The organism is Candidatus Latescibacter sp., from assembly GCA_030692375.1.
Lineage (GTDB): Bacteria > Latescibacterota > Latescibacteria > Latescibacterales > Latescibacteraceae > JAUYCD01.
On record JAUYCD010000212.1, the window covers coordinates 1 to 16,544 of the forward strand.

Annotated in this window: 18 protein-coding genes; 3 read left to right on the forward strand and 15 right to left on the reverse strand. The window is 43.3% G+C overall.

Annotated features, from left to right (window positions below; translation table 11 throughout):
* The 15 genes from Q8O92_12810 to Q8O92_12880 form a co-directional block, all read right to left on the reverse strand.
* The coding region (locus tag Q8O92_12810; protein MDP2984195.1) for a prepilin peptidase at positions 1-99 on the reverse strand (99 nt) is incomplete at its 3' end.
* A gap of 70 nt (positions 100-169) precedes the next feature.
* Complete coding sequence (locus tag Q8O92_12815) at positions 170-1,606, reverse strand: ATP-binding protein (protein ID MDP2984196.1); 1,437 nt, start codon at positions 1,604-1,606, stop codon at positions 170-172.
* A 16-nt stretch (positions 1,607-1,622) separates the two neighbouring features.
* Entirely contained in the window at positions 1,623-2,702 is a 1,080-nt protein-coding gene (locus Q8O92_12820; protein MDP2984197.1) for a tetratricopeptide repeat protein, read from the reverse strand.
* On the reverse strand, positions 2,699-4,042 hold the full coding sequence (locus tag Q8O92_12825; GenBank protein MDP2984198.1) for an AAA family ATPase: 1,344 nt from the start codon (positions 4,040-4,042) through the stop codon (positions 2,699-2,701). Before Q8O92_12825 ends, Q8O92_12820 begins: the two co-directional genes overlap by 4 nt.
* Positions 4,043-4,066: 24 nt before the next feature.
* Positions 4,067-5,557 (reverse strand): secretin and TonB N-terminal domain-containing protein, encoded by a 1,491-nt coding sequence (locus tag Q8O92_12830; GenBank protein ID MDP2984199.1) that lies wholly within the window; start codon positions 5,555-5,557, stop codon positions 4,067-4,069.
* A gap of 133 nt (positions 5,558-5,690) precedes the next feature.
* Positions 5,691-6,221 (reverse strand): hypothetical protein, encoded by a 531-nt coding sequence (locus Q8O92_12835; protein ID MDP2984200.1) that lies wholly within the window; start codon positions 6,219-6,221, stop codon positions 5,691-5,693.
* Positions 6,208-6,780, reverse strand: a complete 573-nt coding sequence (locus Q8O92_12840; protein MDP2984201.1) for a hypothetical protein — start codon at positions 6,778-6,780, stop codon at positions 6,208-6,210. Before Q8O92_12840 ends, Q8O92_12835 begins: the two co-directional genes overlap by 14 nt.
* On the reverse strand, positions 6,777-8,291 hold the full coding sequence (pilM, locus tag Q8O92_12845) for a pilus assembly protein PilM (protein ID MDP2984202.1): 1,515 nt from the start codon (positions 8,289-8,291) through the stop codon (positions 6,777-6,779). The genes Q8O92_12840 and pilM overlap by 4 nt, the downstream gene beginning before the upstream one ends.
* A gap of 13 nt (positions 8,292-8,304) precedes the next feature.
* Positions 8,305-8,949 carry a type II secretion system protein GspG gene (locus Q8O92_12850; protein ID MDP2984203.1) on the reverse strand — a complete coding sequence of 215 codons (645 nt, stop codon included), beginning with the start codon at positions 8,947-8,949 and terminating at the stop codon, positions 8,305-8,307.
* A 165-nt stretch (positions 8,950-9,114) separates the two neighbouring features.
* The gene (locus Q8O92_12855) at positions 9,115-9,918 is read right to left on the reverse strand and encodes a prepilin-type N-terminal cleavage/methylation domain-containing protein (GenBank protein MDP2984204.1); all 804 of its coding nucleotides are present in this window, start codon (positions 9,916-9,918) and stop codon (positions 9,115-9,117) included.
* A gap of 68 nt (positions 9,919-9,986) precedes the next feature.
* Positions 9,987-10,787 (reverse strand): prepilin-type N-terminal cleavage/methylation domain-containing protein, encoded by an 801-nt coding sequence (locus Q8O92_12860; protein MDP2984205.1) that lies wholly within the window; start codon positions 10,785-10,787, stop codon positions 9,987-9,989.
* Positions 10,788-10,830: 43 nt separating this feature from the next.
* A complete protein-coding gene (locus tag Q8O92_12865; GenBank protein ID MDP2984206.1) occupies positions 10,831-11,157 on the reverse strand; it encodes a hypothetical protein in 327 nt (108 codons plus the stop codon).
* Positions 11,158-11,437: 280 nt separating this feature from the next.
* A complete protein-coding gene (locus Q8O92_12870; protein ID MDP2984207.1) occupies positions 11,438-12,643 on the reverse strand; it encodes a type II secretion system F family protein in 1,206 nt (401 codons plus the stop codon).
* 27 nt (positions 12,644-12,670) lie between these two features.
* The gene (locus tag Q8O92_12875) at positions 12,671-14,356 is read right to left on the reverse strand and encodes a GspE/PulE family protein (protein MDP2984208.1); all 1,686 of its coding nucleotides are present in this window, start codon (positions 14,354-14,356) and stop codon (positions 12,671-12,673) included.
* Positions 14,357-14,431: 75 nt separating this feature from the next.
* Entirely contained in the window at positions 14,432-14,605 is a 174-nt protein-coding gene (locus tag Q8O92_12880; protein ID MDP2984209.1) for a hypothetical protein, read from the reverse strand.
* Between the two features lie 988 nt (positions 14,606-15,593).
* Here Q8O92_12880 and Q8O92_12885 point away from each other — a divergent pair.
* From Q8O92_12885 to Q8O92_12895, 3 genes are all read left to right on the forward strand, one after another.
* Complete coding sequence (locus Q8O92_12885; GenBank protein MDP2984210.1) at positions 15,594-15,863, forward strand: hypothetical protein; 270 nt, start codon at positions 15,594-15,596, stop codon at positions 15,861-15,863.
* Positions 15,864-15,881: 18 nt separating this feature from the next.
* Positions 15,882-16,037, forward strand: coding sequence for a hypothetical protein (locus tag Q8O92_12890; GenBank protein MDP2984211.1), 156 nt, complete (start codon positions 15,882-15,884; stop codon positions 16,035-16,037).
* A gap of 33 nt (positions 16,038-16,070) precedes the next feature.
* Positions 16,071-16,544: hypothetical protein (locus Q8O92_12895; protein MDP2984212.1), on the forward strand; the 474-nt coding region annotated here is incomplete at its 3' end.

The window sequence follows — 16,544 nt, forward strand, 5'->3', positions numbered from 1 at the left end:
GGGATGGATGATAGATTCTCCCCTGGGGAGACGGTGAATGCAGACATTGGAAAAACTCCCCAGAACCGTACCAATGATGAATAGAAAGAAAGAAAGCATCAGGCAATCCTTTCTGTGAACAGCGTGTAAGCAGAGGAGAACGTATCCTTTCCCCTTCAATAACCCGGGATCAGGATTTGCGATCGAGATTTTCAGTGTCCCGATAGTCAATCGGCAGTTTTATTCGAAAGATGGTTCCAGACTCAAGATCGCTCTCCACCTCTATCTTCCCGTGATGGGATGAGACAATCTGTTGAGTGATAGGCAGTCCCAGACCTGTTCCCTTCCCCCTGGTGGTGAAGAAGGGGAGAAATATCTTTTCCCTCTCTGCGATAGGAATGTAAGTCCCGGTGTTTGCAAAGCCAACGACGATAGTCGAGGGCGACTCAAACTCGGTGAATACGGATATACTTCTCCCCTCCGGTGTTGACTGGAATGCATTAAGAAGAATATTTAAAAAAGCCTCTCGTAATTTCTCTTGATCCCCCCAAATTTGCGGCAGAGCGGGGTTGTATTGTGCATTTATCGTTATGTGATTGTTCGGAAACTTATATTGGACAAAGGAGAGGACTTCCCCTACAATTTTGTTTATATCACCAGTTTCAGGGCTCAGGTTGGGGGCATGGGCAAAACTGAAGAGTTCTTTCACCAGCCGGTTTAACCTGTCTATTTCCTTTAGTATGTTATCAGTATACACCCTTCTTTTATCTTCTGGAGTCAAAGTCTGATGGATAAGTTCTGTTAAACCTCGAATAGAGCCCAGAGGATTTCTAATCTCATGCGCCATACCTGCTGCCAGGGAGCCCACCAGGGCAAGTTGTTCCGTTTGCTGTATTCTTTTTCGAATGGAGTCTATTTCGTTCATGCTTTTGATATTCAGCACAGCACCTGTCAGGTTATTTTTCTGTTTTAAGGGGTAGATGCTCGTCCAGAGATATAGAACTTCACCTTGTTGAAAAGAAACAGATATCTCTCGGGCAGGAAAGGTATTTCCATTCTTAATACACTGGCCGAGCATTTTAAGCAACGCTTTATTTTCTGGAATATCAGGGAGCACTTCCCTGTAGGATTTGTCTTTCATTCCAGCCCAGGAAATGCCCAAAATCTTCTCCGCCACTCTATTGACTTCGGCAATTTTTCCCTGTACATCAAAGGTTATTAATCCTTCCGGGAGGTTGTCGAGGATCTGATGATCTTTTATGAATTGGTTAAGGGAGATGATCATGCCGTCGAATAATAAGGACAGCCATTGTACCTCATCGGCAGCTTTTATGGGGGTAAGCATATCGGGAATCATATCTTCTGCTGCTAAGGCCATCTTTTTCAGAGGCTTGGTTATAGCATAGGCCAGTAGTATCCCACCGATAAGAGCAATCAGGCCCATAAGAAATACACTCATTCCTGCAACCCATTCGGGGACGATCAATCCCTTACCGATAATGGTTATTTTGCCGCTTAAAACTAACGCCATAGAGCCTGAAGCTATGGTGAACAGGGTAATAATGGTCGGTATGGATATTATCAGTCTGAAGCGCAAAGTTTTGAGAACCTTTTTTTTCGGTTTCATCTGTCTCTTCCTTTCCTTATTTTTTTTCCTGCCCCTCACCTAATTTTTCAAGATGGTTTTTAACCTTTTCCACGAGGGAATTGTGCTCTTTTGAGGAAAACTGAATAAATTTCTGATAGTTATAAATGGCAGCAGAAAGATTTTTTTCCTTTTCAAAGGTAAGAGCAAGATTATAATAGGTCTCAGGATAGGTCGGGTTGATCGACAGTGCTTCTTTAAAAGTATTCTCTGCATCCAGGAAACGACCTTGATTCTTATAACTTAGCCCGAGATTATTGTATATCCCCATGTCTTTTGGATTAAGCTTGAGAGCTATTACATACTCAGCAGAAGCCTTTTCCAGGTCCCCTTTCATATAAAAAACCACGCCCAAGTTATGGTGAGCTTTCCAATATTCTGGATCAATAGAAATGGCTTTCTGGTATTCCTCTATTGCGTCATCTAATTTCCCCATCTCTTTGTAGATAAGGCCAAGATTGTTATGAACCTCAACGTTCAGGGGATCAAGCGGTATAACTTTCTTATATTGTGCCTCGGCTTGAGATAACTGTCCTTGTTTTTGAAACGTTACCCCTAAATTGTAATAATACCTTATTGTCTCGGAGAGTTTAGATTTACTGGTAATACGCTGGTCAAGATCGGAGCGGGTTTCCGGTTTTTGGTTAAGATTCAAAGAGGTAAGATCGGAGCGGGTTTCCGGCCTTTGGTTAGAATCCAAAGAAGTAGATCTCGTAGTTTGCGATTGGACGCTTATAGTATTGTCTTCTTGATTTGGCGACTTTTCAGAAAATTTTTCCTCCGTGGAGAGCGGAGGTAAATATTGAGTAGCAGGCTCCGTAGTTTGACGTTCCAAACTCTTCTGTTCACTCTCATGAAGCCTGGGGGTTATAAGGAAAGGCCGGAATAATAAAATAATGAGCATGCACGAACCGACAATAATGCCAATGTAAATAAAGCGAGCCTTCAGGAATCTTTTACGGTGGCTCATCTGCTTCATTGGCGTCAACATACCTCGAAGCCGATTGATACCTGGCTTTTGAGCCTGTTCCATTCTGGTTTTTTGAAGCTTCTCTAAGGCATCTGCAATTAAACTCATTTTAATTCTCCACTGCCAAAAGCAAAGGACTTAGAGACAACTAAGGTATGGGGAATCTCTTTATGCAGTTTCAGTTTCGTGGCTATACTCATGGCCTCGGCCTCTGTTTCAAATTCTCCTATTAATACTCGATACCACACCCTCACTTCCTGATTCTTGGGTAACTCTACCCTAGAAACATACACCTTATATCCTAAGTTCAAACCCTCCAGCATACGGACTGTTACCCTAGCCGAAGCCGAATCTTCCTTAGCAAAAGAGCCTATTTGGATAGTATAAGGCAATGAAATATCCGTTGTATGTTCTTTCCCCGGAACGGGAGATTTTGTGTTCAGAGAATCAGACCTGGTTTCTTGTACTACATTAGTACTCTGAGAAGGAGCCTCTGTCTTACCCGGGGTGCTCCGAGAGGTAAAAAATCTGGATATTTCGCCTTGAAATAGCATGGAGAAGAGTAATCCCATAATGAAAAAAACAACGGCAAATGAGATCACCTTTCCCTTTGTGAAAAAATTAAAAGGTTCAGAAATCTCTTTATCCCTCCCTAGGCTTTCTATGCTCCTTTTAACGAGTTGATAAGTAATACGGTTACTCTGACTGGTGTATCCTGCAAGAAGGGCACGATCACAAATCAAGTTGATAAGCCGGGGTACACCCCCAGAATATTGGAAGACAGTTCTCAGCGCTCCCTTGGTAAATGTAATTCCACCGCTGGAACCTGCTACTGTTAGCCGATGTTCAATATATCTGGAAATCTCATCTTGGTTGAGATGGCTGAGATGATACCTTATGGATATCCTTTGATTTAACTGTCTTAGTTTGGGCAAATTAAGTTTTTCCTGCAATTCCACCTGCCCTACCAGAATAATTTGCAAAAGTTTCTCTTTCTCCGTCTCCAAATTAGATAATATCCGCACTTGTTCTAGTACCGGAATTGAAAGGTTTTGAGCCTCGTCAATAATCAACACTACAGTTTCACCGCCCGCAGAGCAATCCAGTAGAAATTGGTTTAATTTATCGATGAGTTCTTTTCTTGTGGTAGACGAAGTAGTCAAACCAAAATCGAAGATTATAGACTGCAAAAGCTCCTCTTCCGACATTAGAGGATTTAATATTAAGGCTGTTTTTGTCTTCTGATTCATCCTTTCCAGTAGGTAACGACAGATCATGGTCTTTCCGCTGCCAACGTCTCCCGTGATAAGAATGAATCCCTCTTTTTGTTCGATCCCGTAGGTAAGATGCTCTAAAGCACTCCTATGATTTCGGCTTAAAAAGAGGAATTGGGGATCAGGGGTTATACTAAAAGGTTTTTCATGTAATCCATAGAAGTCTTCATACATTTCATATCCCTTTTAAACTTTCGGTCATTTCTCTTTCTGACTGGTGGTATTAATATTAAATTTTTTGAGTTCTTCACGGGAAAGATCCTCCAACCTCGTTCCCACTATAACGGTGGGAGTAAGGAAAATCGCCAATTCGGTTTTAATATTCTCATTTTTTGTATGCCGGAACAGAGCTCCCAAGCCCGGAATATCTCCCAATATGGGAACCTTGGTTGTATACGTATTCTTCTTGTCTTGCATCAACCCAGCAATTATTACAGTTTTTCCGTCCCTCACTTTTATTACCGTGTCTGTCTCCCTAGCACTGAGAATAGGCACAGTGCCTTTGGTAGTCTCAGATTGAAAAGTCGATTCCCCTATCTTTTCAGTAATACTGGGATGGATATGCATCGTAACTTCACCATCAGGACTTATTTGAGGGGTTACACTAAGAACAACCCCAACATCCACTGTCCTGGAAACAGGGAGAGTGGTGCTTTTCTTTGTTTCGGGGTCGTAGGTAGTTGTCACTTCCCAGAAGACATCTGTTGTTGTTGCTTTTATAATTGCCATTTGATTATTCATAACGGAGACTTGAGGATTGGAAATGACGTTGACTTTTCCCTCTTTGGACATAGCATCCAGTAAAGCCGAAAAACTTTTATTAGAGACGCCTATCTGGAAAACGCCGGTGGCCGAGCCTAAAGCTTGGGTCATCACTGCGGAAAAAGATTCAGTTGGCTTAACTATTTGCAAACCTTCAGTAATACTACTCCAGTTCATACCCGTTTGATGATCCTTGGACAGGACTATGTCTACAATCATGGCTTCGATTATCACCTGCTTTAATATTGAGCTCTCTACCTCCTTTAAAAATTGTGCAATAAGGTTCAATTTAGAAGGAAAATCGGTAATCATCACACATCCCGCCATCTTATTTATCACCATTTTGCCTTCTTTAGATATCATTTTTGATAATCCTGCTTCGAGGTCTAGCCAGGGATCAGCAGTGCTGGAAGAGTTAACACTACTGACTCCTCCCGCTCCTCCTCCTCCTCCTCTTGTTGAAGAGCTAATTGTTTCTGTCCCTGTTCGAATAGTTGTCGTGTACTGGAGATAGAACATCCGTGTTTCCATCTTAGATTTAGAAACGCTGATAAAATTGTCATTTCTCTTATATTGTAAATCTAACGGGGAAAGAAGGGCATCAAAAGCTTGATCCAAGGTTACATTTTTTAGATCCGTAGTGACCTTGCCAGAAACATCTGGATCCACGACAATGTTATATCCTGTTCTGTTGGCGAAAGCCAACAACACCTCCCGAATGTCCGCATCCGGCACCGATAGAGAAAAAACTTCTTCCGGCTCCTTTCTTTCTTCTAACCGGGATACCACTATTTCCTCCAGCTCCTTCTCTGGGGGTGGAGAAGGTGTATCCGTTTTTTTGAGGATATCAGGCCTCGCTACCATTTTAGGACCAGCACAGCCCCAGTAAAAGAGGAATGCCAGCACTGTCAGCAAGAAAAATAACATCTTTTTCAATTTTATCTCTCCTTTACTAAAAAAAGAAATAGAATATCTTGTCGCTTGACATCCTCAAGTCCTGCCGAATGTAGCATTTCAAAACTGATCGTGATCCTAACACTGTTATATTATGCAGGGACATTCACTTTTTTCCCTTCATTATTAAAGGAACAGAGCTTTCTCTGATATTAAGTACCCTTTTTCTTCCGTCTTTACCTAATACCACATTGTTTGGATTGATTTCCAAGACTTTCTCTTGCCCCACCCAGTCTCCGACTGTTACTATAGTATTTCCAATAATGGCTATTTTCCGGGAGTCACTGACCAGAATAGTGCTAATCCTATAATGAGGCAGAGGCAATTCTTCCAGATGAGGTAATTCTTCCCGCAAAACCGATCGAGGCTGAACTTTTCCCTCCCGGATGGAAACAATTTCCTCAGGAGTTAAAAATGGATTTCGCCCCCACCCCCTACTTCCTAAATCTTCTGGGAAATCCTTTCCCTGGCTAAGAGGCTCATCGGCTTTTTCTTGAGTCAAAATAGATGTTTGATTTTTTGATATTACTATATTCTCTTTTTTATCAGATAAATTACTGAAAAAACGTAAGTTATGAACAACCATTACTATAAACAAAACAGCTATAACGACTATGAAAAGCTTATTTTTGAGCATGGTTTTCTTCTTTTGAATAGTAGGCTTTTACTACCAGATCCGCTGTAATTAAAGGAATCCCTCTCTTGATTTCCATTGACTCAATCTCCACCAAATACCGAAGATTCTCGATCCCATCTATAAAACGGGCTAACTCTTGGTATTGACACTGCAAAGAGAATTTTACCGCAAAACAATCTACTTTGATAGATATATCCTCAAAAGTAGATGCATAAGCCTTCTGCAAGCTATCATCAATGGTATAATCAGTATTAAAGGAAATATCTGAGATATTGCATTCTTTAGCTATCTTGGCCAACTCCTCAATCAATTGGAGAGCATCTCTTCCTGGAAAAAGCACGGAATAAAATTTTCCCTCAACTATCTTCCACTTCTCTTTCTCCTCCTCGTTAACAGACTTAAACTCAAAACGGAGTTGGGAAGACTTAACTTCTTCTGCCTTCACTCGTTCTATCTCGACAATAAATTTCCTCTTTTCTTTAATTTTAAGGGCATATATAACTCCACAAATTAGTAAACAAAAAAGACCAATAATTGTCTTTTTTATAAGTCCGCTCATTCTCTTATCTCACATTTGATCTCAAATCCTATCATGGTTTTCCCTTCTCCAGAGCCAGGAGAGGAGATACCTGTGGTTTGTTTGATGCTGCCCATTTTAGGAGGAAGAAATTCAACATTGGTGAACGAAGAAGAGGCTTTCAGCCCTGAACGTAGCCGGTTATAGGCCGATAGGGCAATAACTTGATCTGAAGCTGTTGCCTCTCCCTTAATAGTTGCCTGCCATTTTTTTTCTGCCCTTTCTATCTTAAGGGATTGAAAGACCACCTCCTCGGGCACCAGCAGGCTTAAGTTTTGGAGCACTCTTACCAAGAGGGCATTCCGTCCGGACAACCGTTGCAAAAACGCTGATCTTCTTTGATAAATATCCCTCTGTTTTTGAAAAACCTCTATTTCCCGTAAAAGAGGCTGAAGCTCCTGTAGGGCAGCTTTTTTTTCGCGAAGTATCTGGCTATAATGATTTGTCCTTAGCAAAAGTCCCACATAACCGCCTACTGTAAACAGAAGAAATACAGCAGCTATAATTATTGCCAGCCTCTTTTCGTTGAGCTGTGATCTTTTTCCCTTGATATGAACCGATAGATTTATGGGAAGGGCCTTTGAGAGACCATGGGCCAAACCCAAAGGGATGGCCAGTTGGGTAGCGATCTCACAAAACTCCTTTGCCCTGCCCCCAAGGGGTGCGAGATCCAAATTGTGGACGGGATCGAATACCTTAAATTCCACCCCCAACCTTTCTCTCCAGTTGTCTAGTTGTATTGGCCATGTCAGACTCAGATCTTCGGCATCACCGCTTAGTATCACCATCTCTAGCCTTTCACCTGGGAAGCTCTGGTTAAAGTAGAGAATGGATCGTTGGACTTCCTGCAGCCCCTTCGAATCCTCATCCTTCGCTTCCAAAGAAAAGTTTCGACTGAAATAATATATCCCTTTCCTTGCAAAGAGGATATTGCCTTCATCTTTCCCCAGATGGATAAAAGCCGTTGCCTTGTCTCTCTCTTCCGTAAAATTGAGAGAATTGAGCAGTATTAGTGGAATGGTGGTCAATACAAACGGTTTCAATCCGGACTGTTTCAATAATGATATCTGGCTGGAAATCAGGGAAAGAGGTGCAATAATCACCAACACCTCTCTTTTCTTGCCTTCAGCCACTTCTACATCCCTTGATACTTTCCAATCAAAGACCATCTCATCTAAAGGGGAAGCAATAACTTTCTTTACCTCTCTTTCAACCACTATCCGCATATCTTTTTTAGACATAGGGGGTATGGTAAAAGTATGGTGAACTATAGCAGGGCCAGAAACAGCCAAGCTTGCCTTCTGGTTTTCGAGCCCTCTTTTCTGGACCACTGCCATAAGCTGTTGAGCGATATTCTCAGGATGGGCGGAGAAAAGGTCAGCCACGCCAAAATCAAGCACCTTTGCCGGCTCGGCGGAAGAATCTAACCATACAAACCTGATCTGTGAGGAGTTGATCTCGATCCCTACGATACTTTTCGATCCGAATAACATTATCTACCTATACCTAAGGACGAACAGTCTCATCGCTACTGGTAAAAATCTTTTGATGAACTTGAGCATCAGCCAGAACACAAACATTAGTCAATTTGGGTGGATCAGAACTAAAGCTTAACCTTATAACACGAATGCCATGGACAACAGAAAAGGTGAACCCATTCCATTCAGTAGGGTCATTTGCAGTCTGTTTGGTCCAAAGCTTCAGGTCAGTGGGGTTGACCTCCACGCCGTCGCGTGGATAAAACACCTCAACCGTTACTCCCCTTGGATTAGGAATACCATTGACTGATGAAGAAACTAAGAGCGTCCCGTATATGTTCACCGGTCTCTGGGGAAAAAGTATGTCATCATTGGTATCGAAGGTCTTATCCTTACCGGCGCTTCTGATCTGCCCGGCCCCATCCGGGGACTGACCATATCGGTACGGAGTACCCCAACCGTCTAGAAAATCATTGTACCTGGTGGTTATATAAGGGCCGCGCCAGCCATACCTCACACCATTTGTGTAGGCAGCAAAAGATGAAACCCCAGACGGCCTGGCAACTAAATCTTCCAAGGTACTGGGTAATGAACCCACATCACCCACATACCCAAAGGTGCCAAGCTCAGGATCCCCCATTATGGCTTTATAAAAACTCTTCATCTCTTCCATGGTAGCTCTCTCCCGTTTGGCCTCTATTCGACGATAGATGGAAGGAGACAGCGCCCCCGCTAAGATCGCCAAAATAGCGACACTTAACACGACCTCCAGCAATGTGAAACCTTTATCGCATTTCATTAGTCAGCTTTACCTCTCATGAGATTCATAACCATAAGGCTAAGGGACAACCGGCTCCGAATTAGTCATGTAAGCCTCCAGATTAACCTGCCTATTTGCAGGCACGGCTGCATTGGCCAATTTGGTAACCGGGGTTGGAATAGTGCCGCCGCCGGTGCCTTTTACTTGACTGGTCTGAGTCACCTCAACCACCTGGATTCCCTGGGGGACGGTAAACGCAAAACCGTTAAAACCTATAGTATCACTGGATTGCGTGCCCACAGTATATTGTTTGCCGCTGGCGGTAGAATAGACGGTCACCTGAGTGGCTTTAGGGTTGGGTATGCCGTTTACAAAGACCGCCGCCAGAAGAGTCCCCTGCGTAATAACGGTATGCAACGGAAACACAATATCGTCCCCGTTATCGAAGGTTTTGTCACGGCCGGCGCTTCTGATCCGCCCGGCCCCATCCGGGGACTGACCATATCGGTACGAAGTACCCCAACTGTCCAGTAAATCGTTGTATCTGGTATTCAGATAGGGCCCTCTCCACCCTCTGCCTACTCCATGTTTGTTAGGTACTCCGTCTGTACTGGTGGAATAGGAGGATACACTAACCGGCTTTGTGAGTAAATCATTGAGGGTGTTTGGCAGTGAACCTGCGTCTCCCAGGTATCCGTAAGTTTCAGAAGCAGGATCCCCCATTATGGCCCTGTAGATATTCTCGATCTCCTCCTGGGTGGCCCTTTCCCGGGCACTCTCAATCTGCCGGTAAACTATAGGGGTCAATGCCCCCACTAGTATGCCAATTATGGCAAGAACCACTACCAGTTCAATTAGGGTAAAACCCTTATTTGACTGCACGATTATACTTCCTCTTAGGGGCAAAGATGAATTGTCTATCCCTGTGTTTACTTTGTTGGCGGTTCCCTTCATCGTGTGCCAATTGGAACGACTACCCTGGCATCACTCGCAATTCCCCCGGCAATGTCAACTATTACGACTTCTTCGATAGCACCTGCGTTCACCAATAGGCCGTGAACTCCATGGTGCACAGGGGCAAACGAGACATAACTCCAAAACCCCTTTTCTCCTTGCAAGGTAACGATTTCGCTCTGAATGGGGGTGGCGCACTGCGTACCATTATTCGCATAATAAAGGTCTGCTTCCACAGATCTGGGAATATTATCCGTCATACCTATGGTAACTATCAGCCTAAGTGTTCCTTTTAAAATCATTACATCCGAGAAGTAATCATCTACCGTGTTAATCTGCTTGTCCGGCCCATAGCTTTGTACCAGAGCTTTTGTCGAGTCCTGTGCCGGGTAGTGAGTTACCGTGAGGATGTATGGCGTGTTCCAGGCGTCTTTGAGGTAATCATTAGTAAAAAACTCCTCATTCAAATAAGGGCCTCGCCAACCCATGCCTATGGAAAGAAAATTCCCGGTTGTGGTCCAGGTTGGCTGAACTCCCTGTATATTTAGCTCTTCAAGATTGTTGGGAAATCTCCCCATATCCCCCACATAACCGTAGGTTCCCAGCGTAGGGGAACCCATTATCGCCTTCTGTATCTCTTTCAGTTGCTCTTTGGTGATATTCTCCCGAGACAGACTGATCGAAAGGAAGACAGAAGGAATGGCTACTGCCGCCACGATGGCCATAACTACCATGACTACAATCACCCCGATGAGTGTAAATCCTTTGGGGTACAATATTAACTCCTTCCTCTTCAATGATAAATAATCCACCTCTAACGTTAAAGCTCACCGGCCGCGGTTAGCGGTCCGGTGAAGCGCCTTGTTCGGCGCGATTCTGTCTCAGCATTCTCGCCCGCGAGTTCCATGCGGGAGCAAAAGTGATTCTGTAAATGATGAAAAATGCCACCCAACCAAACATGACGTCTACGATGAAATGTGTCGGTGACTGGAGATGGTGCTGTATCGCAGCAAATATAATACCTGCGACGGTGCCAATGAAGGGGGTGATCTTGAGTACAACGATGCTGCCTATGTTTTTATCCTTGGGTGGCCTGAATCTGAGAAGAGGCGACCAAAACCAATCCGTATCAGTGAGCAAGTTCAAGAAGTTAATAATTGCTTTCATAGTTCCTCCGCCGAACAATAATTAGATTGATCCGCATAAGATGCGGAATGTTGCTTTCCTGTCCACATAACACGCCGCTGGATTATTTTACAGAGGCGTGCTAACCCTTAAATCTTCAGCTACTTGCGTTGCAGTGAGCGTTTTATCACGGCGTTATGTGCGGATCGGCATATCATCCTCCGTTCTAGCCTCAAAGTCCGCCGACCGGGCTGCGAATTCCGTGGCTGACTTTTCTAACCCGGATTATTCATAATCCGGGTTAACTATAATTGTGCTCCATTTACTTACCCATTTGTCCAATTGCAGAATATATGGGCAGGTATATAGAGAGAGCCACAGTCAAAATTACAAATGCCAAAAATACTATCAGAATTGGCTCAAACGCGGACATGAGTTTCTTAACAGTTCTGGGTACTTCCTGATCATAGGACCGGCACACCTTGTCTAAGGTATCCTCCAGGTTCCCTGTGGTCTCCCCGACAGAGATCATTCTTATCACTAACGATGAGAACTCGCCAGTTTTCTGTAAAGACTTGGATAAAGCTTCCCCCTGTAGTACTTTCTCTCTGGCCGTATTGATAGCTTGAGATATAACTCGGTTACCCACCACCTTCTCCACTATAGAGAGAGCCTGAGAGATACCAATTCCCGCTTGGAGAAGAAGCTTCAGGTAATGAGCAAACCGGGAGAGTGCAATTTTACGAGTCAAATTTCCCAAGATCGGCACTTTCAATTTTATACTATCAATCAGCAGTTTTCCCTCAGGGGTCTTTTTAGCAAATTTGATCCCAAGCACCGCTGCTATCAACCCGGCAAATAGATAATACCAATTATGCTCAATGAAGCCGCTCACAGCTATCATTGCTCTGGTAGTAAAAGGTAAAGAGACCTTCATTGAAGTAAGGATTCCCATTATGCGTGGAAAGGCAAATCCGAAAAGGAGGGTCAGCAAAAAGCCCACAGCGCTCAAAACCACAATTGGATAGGTGGTAGCCCGTTTAATATTCTCATGAAAGTCTTCCTCCCACTCCAGGAAAGATATCATTTCATTCAACACCATTTCCATATTCCCCGTAGCCTCTCCTGCTTTTACCATGTTCACATAAAGCGTTGAAAAGGCCTGAGAATGCTGGGACAAAGCCTCAGAAAGACTAAATCCGCTCTGGATGTTCTCCCGCACTTTTCGTATGATTTCTTTAAATTTGCGATTTCTGGTTTCATTTTCAAAATCCTGAACTCCCTCAATCAGGGGAATTCCCCCAGAAATAACACTAGAGAGATGAATAGTGAAATTAATTATTTCTTCTCTGCTTACCTTTCCCCCCCTAATCTTAATCTGTTTCATCTCCTTGGCGGGTGAAGCATGAATAAGATAGAGATTCCTCTGGGCTAAGGTAGAGGCTAACTGCTCTTCATCATACGTATCTATAATTCCATTCACCGTGTTTCCAGAATAATCTTTAGCCTTATAAGAGAAAATAGGCATAACTACTTCTCACCCTCTTAGTCCGATTTACTCACTATATGCTACTCTTATTACCTCTTCTAACGTGGTAATTCCAGCCTTCACCTTTTGTACTCCATCCTCTAACATAGTAGTCATACCTTCTTTTCGTGCTGCATTTAGGATAGCCCCGCTGTCCGCCTTTTCCACTATCAAATCTCTTATTTTTAAGCTTACCGGAAGAATTTCAAATATGGCCATACGTCCTCTATATCCGGTATTATGACAATGGGAACATCCTCTGCCATAGTAAAAACTCATCTGTTTTACCTGTGCCGTTTCCCATCCTATTGCACGAATATGTTCTTCTTTCGGTTCTCCTATTGTCTTGCAGTGGGTGCAGATGTTTCTCACTAGTCTCTGGGCAATTACTAACACTAGTGAAGATGCCAGAAGGTAAGACTCTATTCCCATATCCAGGAGACGAGGCACTGCTCCAGGAGCATCATTGGTATGCAGGGTACTGAAGACTAGATGACCAGTAAGAGCCGCTCTTATCGCCACCTCTATGGTTTCCTTGTCCCTCATCTCCCCCACCAATATCACGTCTGGGTCTTGCCTCAATATAGATCTCAAACCAACGGGAAATGTAAACCCTGCCTTCAGGTTGACCTGAGATTGGCGAATAGACTGAAGTTCATACTCTACTGGATCTTCTAAGGTAATAATGTTTTGTTCAAAAGAATTTATCGCAGAAAGGGTGGAATAAAGAGTAGTGGTTTTTCCACTACCTGTAGGACCTGTGACTAAAATAATCCCATTGGGTCGGCGAATCGCTTTTTGGAACACAGCGAGGTTTGAAGGTGAAAATCCCAAATGGTCCAATCCCAGGATCAGTCGCTCCTTATCTAAGATTCTAAGGACAATGTTCTCTCCATAAATGACAGGAAATGTAGAAATTCTGATATCTATGTCCTTATTTCCCAGTGAGAAAATTATTTTCCCATCCTGGGGGAGACGACTCTCAGAGATATTGAGGTCAGCCATTATTTTGAGACGTGTAGTAACAGTATGCTGTAGGTTTTTAGGAATAGTTGTTCCTTGATAGAGAATACCATCAATACGGAAGCGTGTTCGAACCAGTTTCGCGCCGGGTTCTATGTGAATATCGGTTGCTTCATCTCCTATTGCCTTGGCAATGAGTTGGTCCACTAATTGCATTACCGGGGTAGTTTGAGTTATCTGTTTTGCTGCCATTTCTACCCCTGTTTCTCCCGGTCCATTTTCCAAAGCATCTTTTGCTGTCTCTGATTCAGCTTTTCTTCCGTAGTAATGCTCCAGAGCCTGAGTTATCTCTGATTCCAGAGCAAAAACTGGCTTTATATGGAATCCAGTCTGCCTTCGCAGTTGGTCAATTACCAATACATTAAGAGGGTCACACATAGCAACTGTTAGACTTTGGTTCTCTCGAGACAGGGGTATGAGCCTGTATTTTTGCGCAAAGGATAACGGCACTAAGCGAAGGACCTCGGATGCAATCTGCAATTGATTAAGCTCGACTCTCTCCACTCCTGCCAGTTCGGCCATAGACGAAGAGGCCTGATCCTTACTAATAAAGCCTAAATTGTGTAAAATATTCACCAGAGATTCCTTGGTCCTGCTCTGATCATTGAGAGCAACATCTAACTGTCCCTGGGTTATCAGCCCAGAATCGACCAAATTCTTGCACAGTTTCAATTCATTGGAAAAAGTCATTCTAATTCTCCTGGCACCATTTCCGCCTGTACATTTTCATCAACGCCAGCATCACCGTTCTTTTGAAACCGGATATCAAGATTCCGAAAAGGTTTTTGATTCATTTGTTACTTTTTCCTTAATTAAATCCAGTACAACTTGTGACATAGTTTTGTTTTGATGAATGGCATATAACTTTAATTTTTGATGATAAGCTAACGGCATTTTTATAGAAAAGCCTTTCTTTTCTACTTCGTTTTCCTTTTCCATCCTATACACTCCTTTGGTATGAAAACTTTCACATCCTTTAGACTTAAAATAATAAAAAAATAAAAATTGTAAAGTATTTTTTTATAAAAATATAAAAATATTTTCTGGTTATTCAATTAGGGTCTCCTTATAAATCCATAATATATTGTAAAACAACAAGATAAGTCTTGACAAGGGCTCTTATTCTGCATATATTTTTGCATACATGACTAAAAACCATTGCAGATGGGAGTGCCATGATTAACCGAGAGGATCCCCGTCAACTGTCTATTGAGGAATTCAAGTTACCGTTTGCTGGTGAACTTGATAGAAACAACCGATGGGTGAAGCTTGCAGAAGCTATGCCGTGGGAGGTGTTAACCGAGGTGTACATTAGCAATAGAACAGGCCCGTGCGATTGTGTTAGAGCAATTTCAAAAAAAGCGAGTATTGCTCTAAAAGCAGAAACAGAGTGAAACACTTATCCTTTTAGGTCTTGGAGCATTTTTCTTTTGGGCGTTTAATCAGAAATAATGCCTAACAGGGCTTTTCAGCGGACTGACCGCAAGTGGTAATTCCCTGAACTTCGAAGTTTTTTATTTTTATACCTGCACAAATCCTTTGACAAATTTCTATGAAACATTGTTTCGTATTCTATAACATTCTGGGATAACCCGACAAGATGAAAATCCATGTTTGTCTTTCCGTTGTCATCTTCCATTGTAGCAACAGCTTCAAAGCTATAAAGGGTAGTTTGGCTTACCGTTCCGCTATAGTTGACCACAATATTTTGCTGGCACAGGAAAGCGGGGGCAAAATAATGGGGACAACTCTTTAACGCTTCACTGGCCAACTCCACCCTTGACAGCTTTAAGCAATCAGTTGCTTTCAAGGGAAGCGAGACAACGGTAAGACGGTACGGGGTCTCACATTAACAAACACCGTCGCAAGAGGGTACAGAATCCACCACTCATAACTCGAGTGGTTTTTTTGTATCCTTAACAACACTATGCAGGCAACCGAGAAACAACGCCTGTTTGTCGCAGGGATTGTCGATAAACTGCGGCACTATCACGAGGCATTCAACGAGATCATGGAGTCAACGCCCCGGAACAACGACACTTATACGGACACACGGGCGGACTACCGGATACTCATCCTGGCCGGGAGGCTTTCTGTACTTAGCCGGGGACAGGCCGACTACATCATCAAGGCCTACCGGGGCGAACAGGGCTTCACCATCACGAAAGCCCGAAACATCATCGCCTCAAAATTCTAATTCTTAACATTCACGCCTATGGCAATCTACACAATCACGCTCACCAACGACAAGTCCGGCGAGGAAATCTCCAAACGAATCTTTCTCTTCGGGGATCGCCCGGACTTTAACACCATTCTTCGGGACATGAGGGAACTCCTCATCAGACGGATTACGGAAAAAGTCACATTCTAATTCATTAACCTAACAAACTCAAAAAACAAATCTATGAACACACAAATCACCATCGCAAGACGCGAAGAAAAAACAATCAACGGAAGAAACATTCTCAACATTTACGATGAAAGCGGCGTACGGTATACTCATTTCATCGAGGCCAAGAACGAGGGCTGGGAAGAAACGTTACAGGAAGGCGCAACCGTCAGAGTGTACACAGTAGAAAAACAGAACAAGAAAAATCCAAAATACCCGTACCGGAACATTTACATGCCAAGAGAAGAAGAGGAAAACGAAGAAGAGTTTACCAACGATGATATTCAGGGAATTTTCGAGAAAGCCAATGGCAATGACGAAAAACCTGCAATAGACAGCGAGACAGACAAAAGCGAACGGATACGTTGGATGAACAGCCTCAACAATGCTTGCAGACTGGTGCAGGGACAGGTAGTACCGATTGACGAGATGAACCCGATGAAGAGTATCGTTCAACTGGCGAACGTATTCAACAAACTGGAACCGCAG

What these genes read in the sequence shown, in the direction of transcription:
- Q8O92_12890 (MDP2984211.1), top strand. Translation starts at nt 15,882, where the DNA reads ATGGCAATCTACACAATCACGCTCACCAACGACAAGTCCGGCGAGGAA.
- Q8O92_12815 (MDP2984196.1), bottom strand. Translation starts at nt 1,606, where the DNA reads ATGAAACCGAAAAAAAAGGTTCTCAAAACTTTGCGCTTCAGACTGATA.
- Q8O92_12840 (MDP2984201.1), bottom strand. Translation starts at nt 6,780, where the DNA reads ATGAGCGGACTTATAAAAAAGACAATTATTGGTCTTTTTTGTTTACTA.
- pilM (MDP2984202.1), bottom strand. Translation starts at nt 8,291, where the DNA reads ATGTTATTCGGATCGAAAAGTATCGTAGGGATCGAGATCAACTCCTCA.
- Q8O92_12880 (MDP2984209.1), bottom strand. Translation starts at nt 14,605, where the DNA reads ATGGAAAAGGAAAACGAAGTAGAAAAGAAAGGCTTTTCTATAAAAATG.
- Q8O92_12875 (MDP2984208.1), bottom strand. Translation starts at nt 14,356, where the DNA reads ATGACTTTTTCCAATGAATTGAAACTGTGCAAGAATTTGGTCGATTCT.
- Q8O92_12835 (MDP2984200.1), bottom strand. Translation starts at nt 6,221, where the DNA reads ATGCTCAAAAATAAGCTTTTCATAGTCGTTATAGCTGTTTTGTTTATA.
- Q8O92_12865 (MDP2984206.1), bottom strand. Translation starts at nt 11,157, where the DNA reads ATGAAAGCAATTATTAACTTCTTGAACTTGCTCACTGATACGGATTGG.
- Q8O92_12830 (MDP2984199.1), bottom strand. Translation starts at nt 5,557, where the DNA reads ATGTTATTTTTCTTGCTGACAGTGCTGGCATTCCTCTTTTACTGGGGC.
- Q8O92_12870 (MDP2984207.1), bottom strand. Translation starts at nt 12,643, where the DNA reads ATGCCTATTTTCTCTTATAAGGCTAAAGATTATTCTGGAAACACGGTG.
- Q8O92_12885 (MDP2984210.1), top strand. Translation starts at nt 15,594, where the DNA reads ATGCAGGCAACCGAGAAACAACGCCTGTTTGTCGCAGGGATTGTCGAT.
- Q8O92_12850 (MDP2984203.1), bottom strand. Translation starts at nt 8,949, where the DNA reads ATGGAAGAGATGAAGAGTTTTTATAAAGCCATAATGGGGGATCCTGAG.
- Q8O92_12820 (MDP2984197.1), bottom strand. Translation starts at nt 2,702, where the DNA reads ATGAGTTTAATTGCAGATGCCTTAGAGAAGCTTCAAAAAACCAGAATG.
- Q8O92_12825 (MDP2984198.1), bottom strand. Translation starts at nt 4,042, where the DNA reads ATGTATGAAGACTTCTATGGATTACATGAAAAACCTTTTAGTATAACC.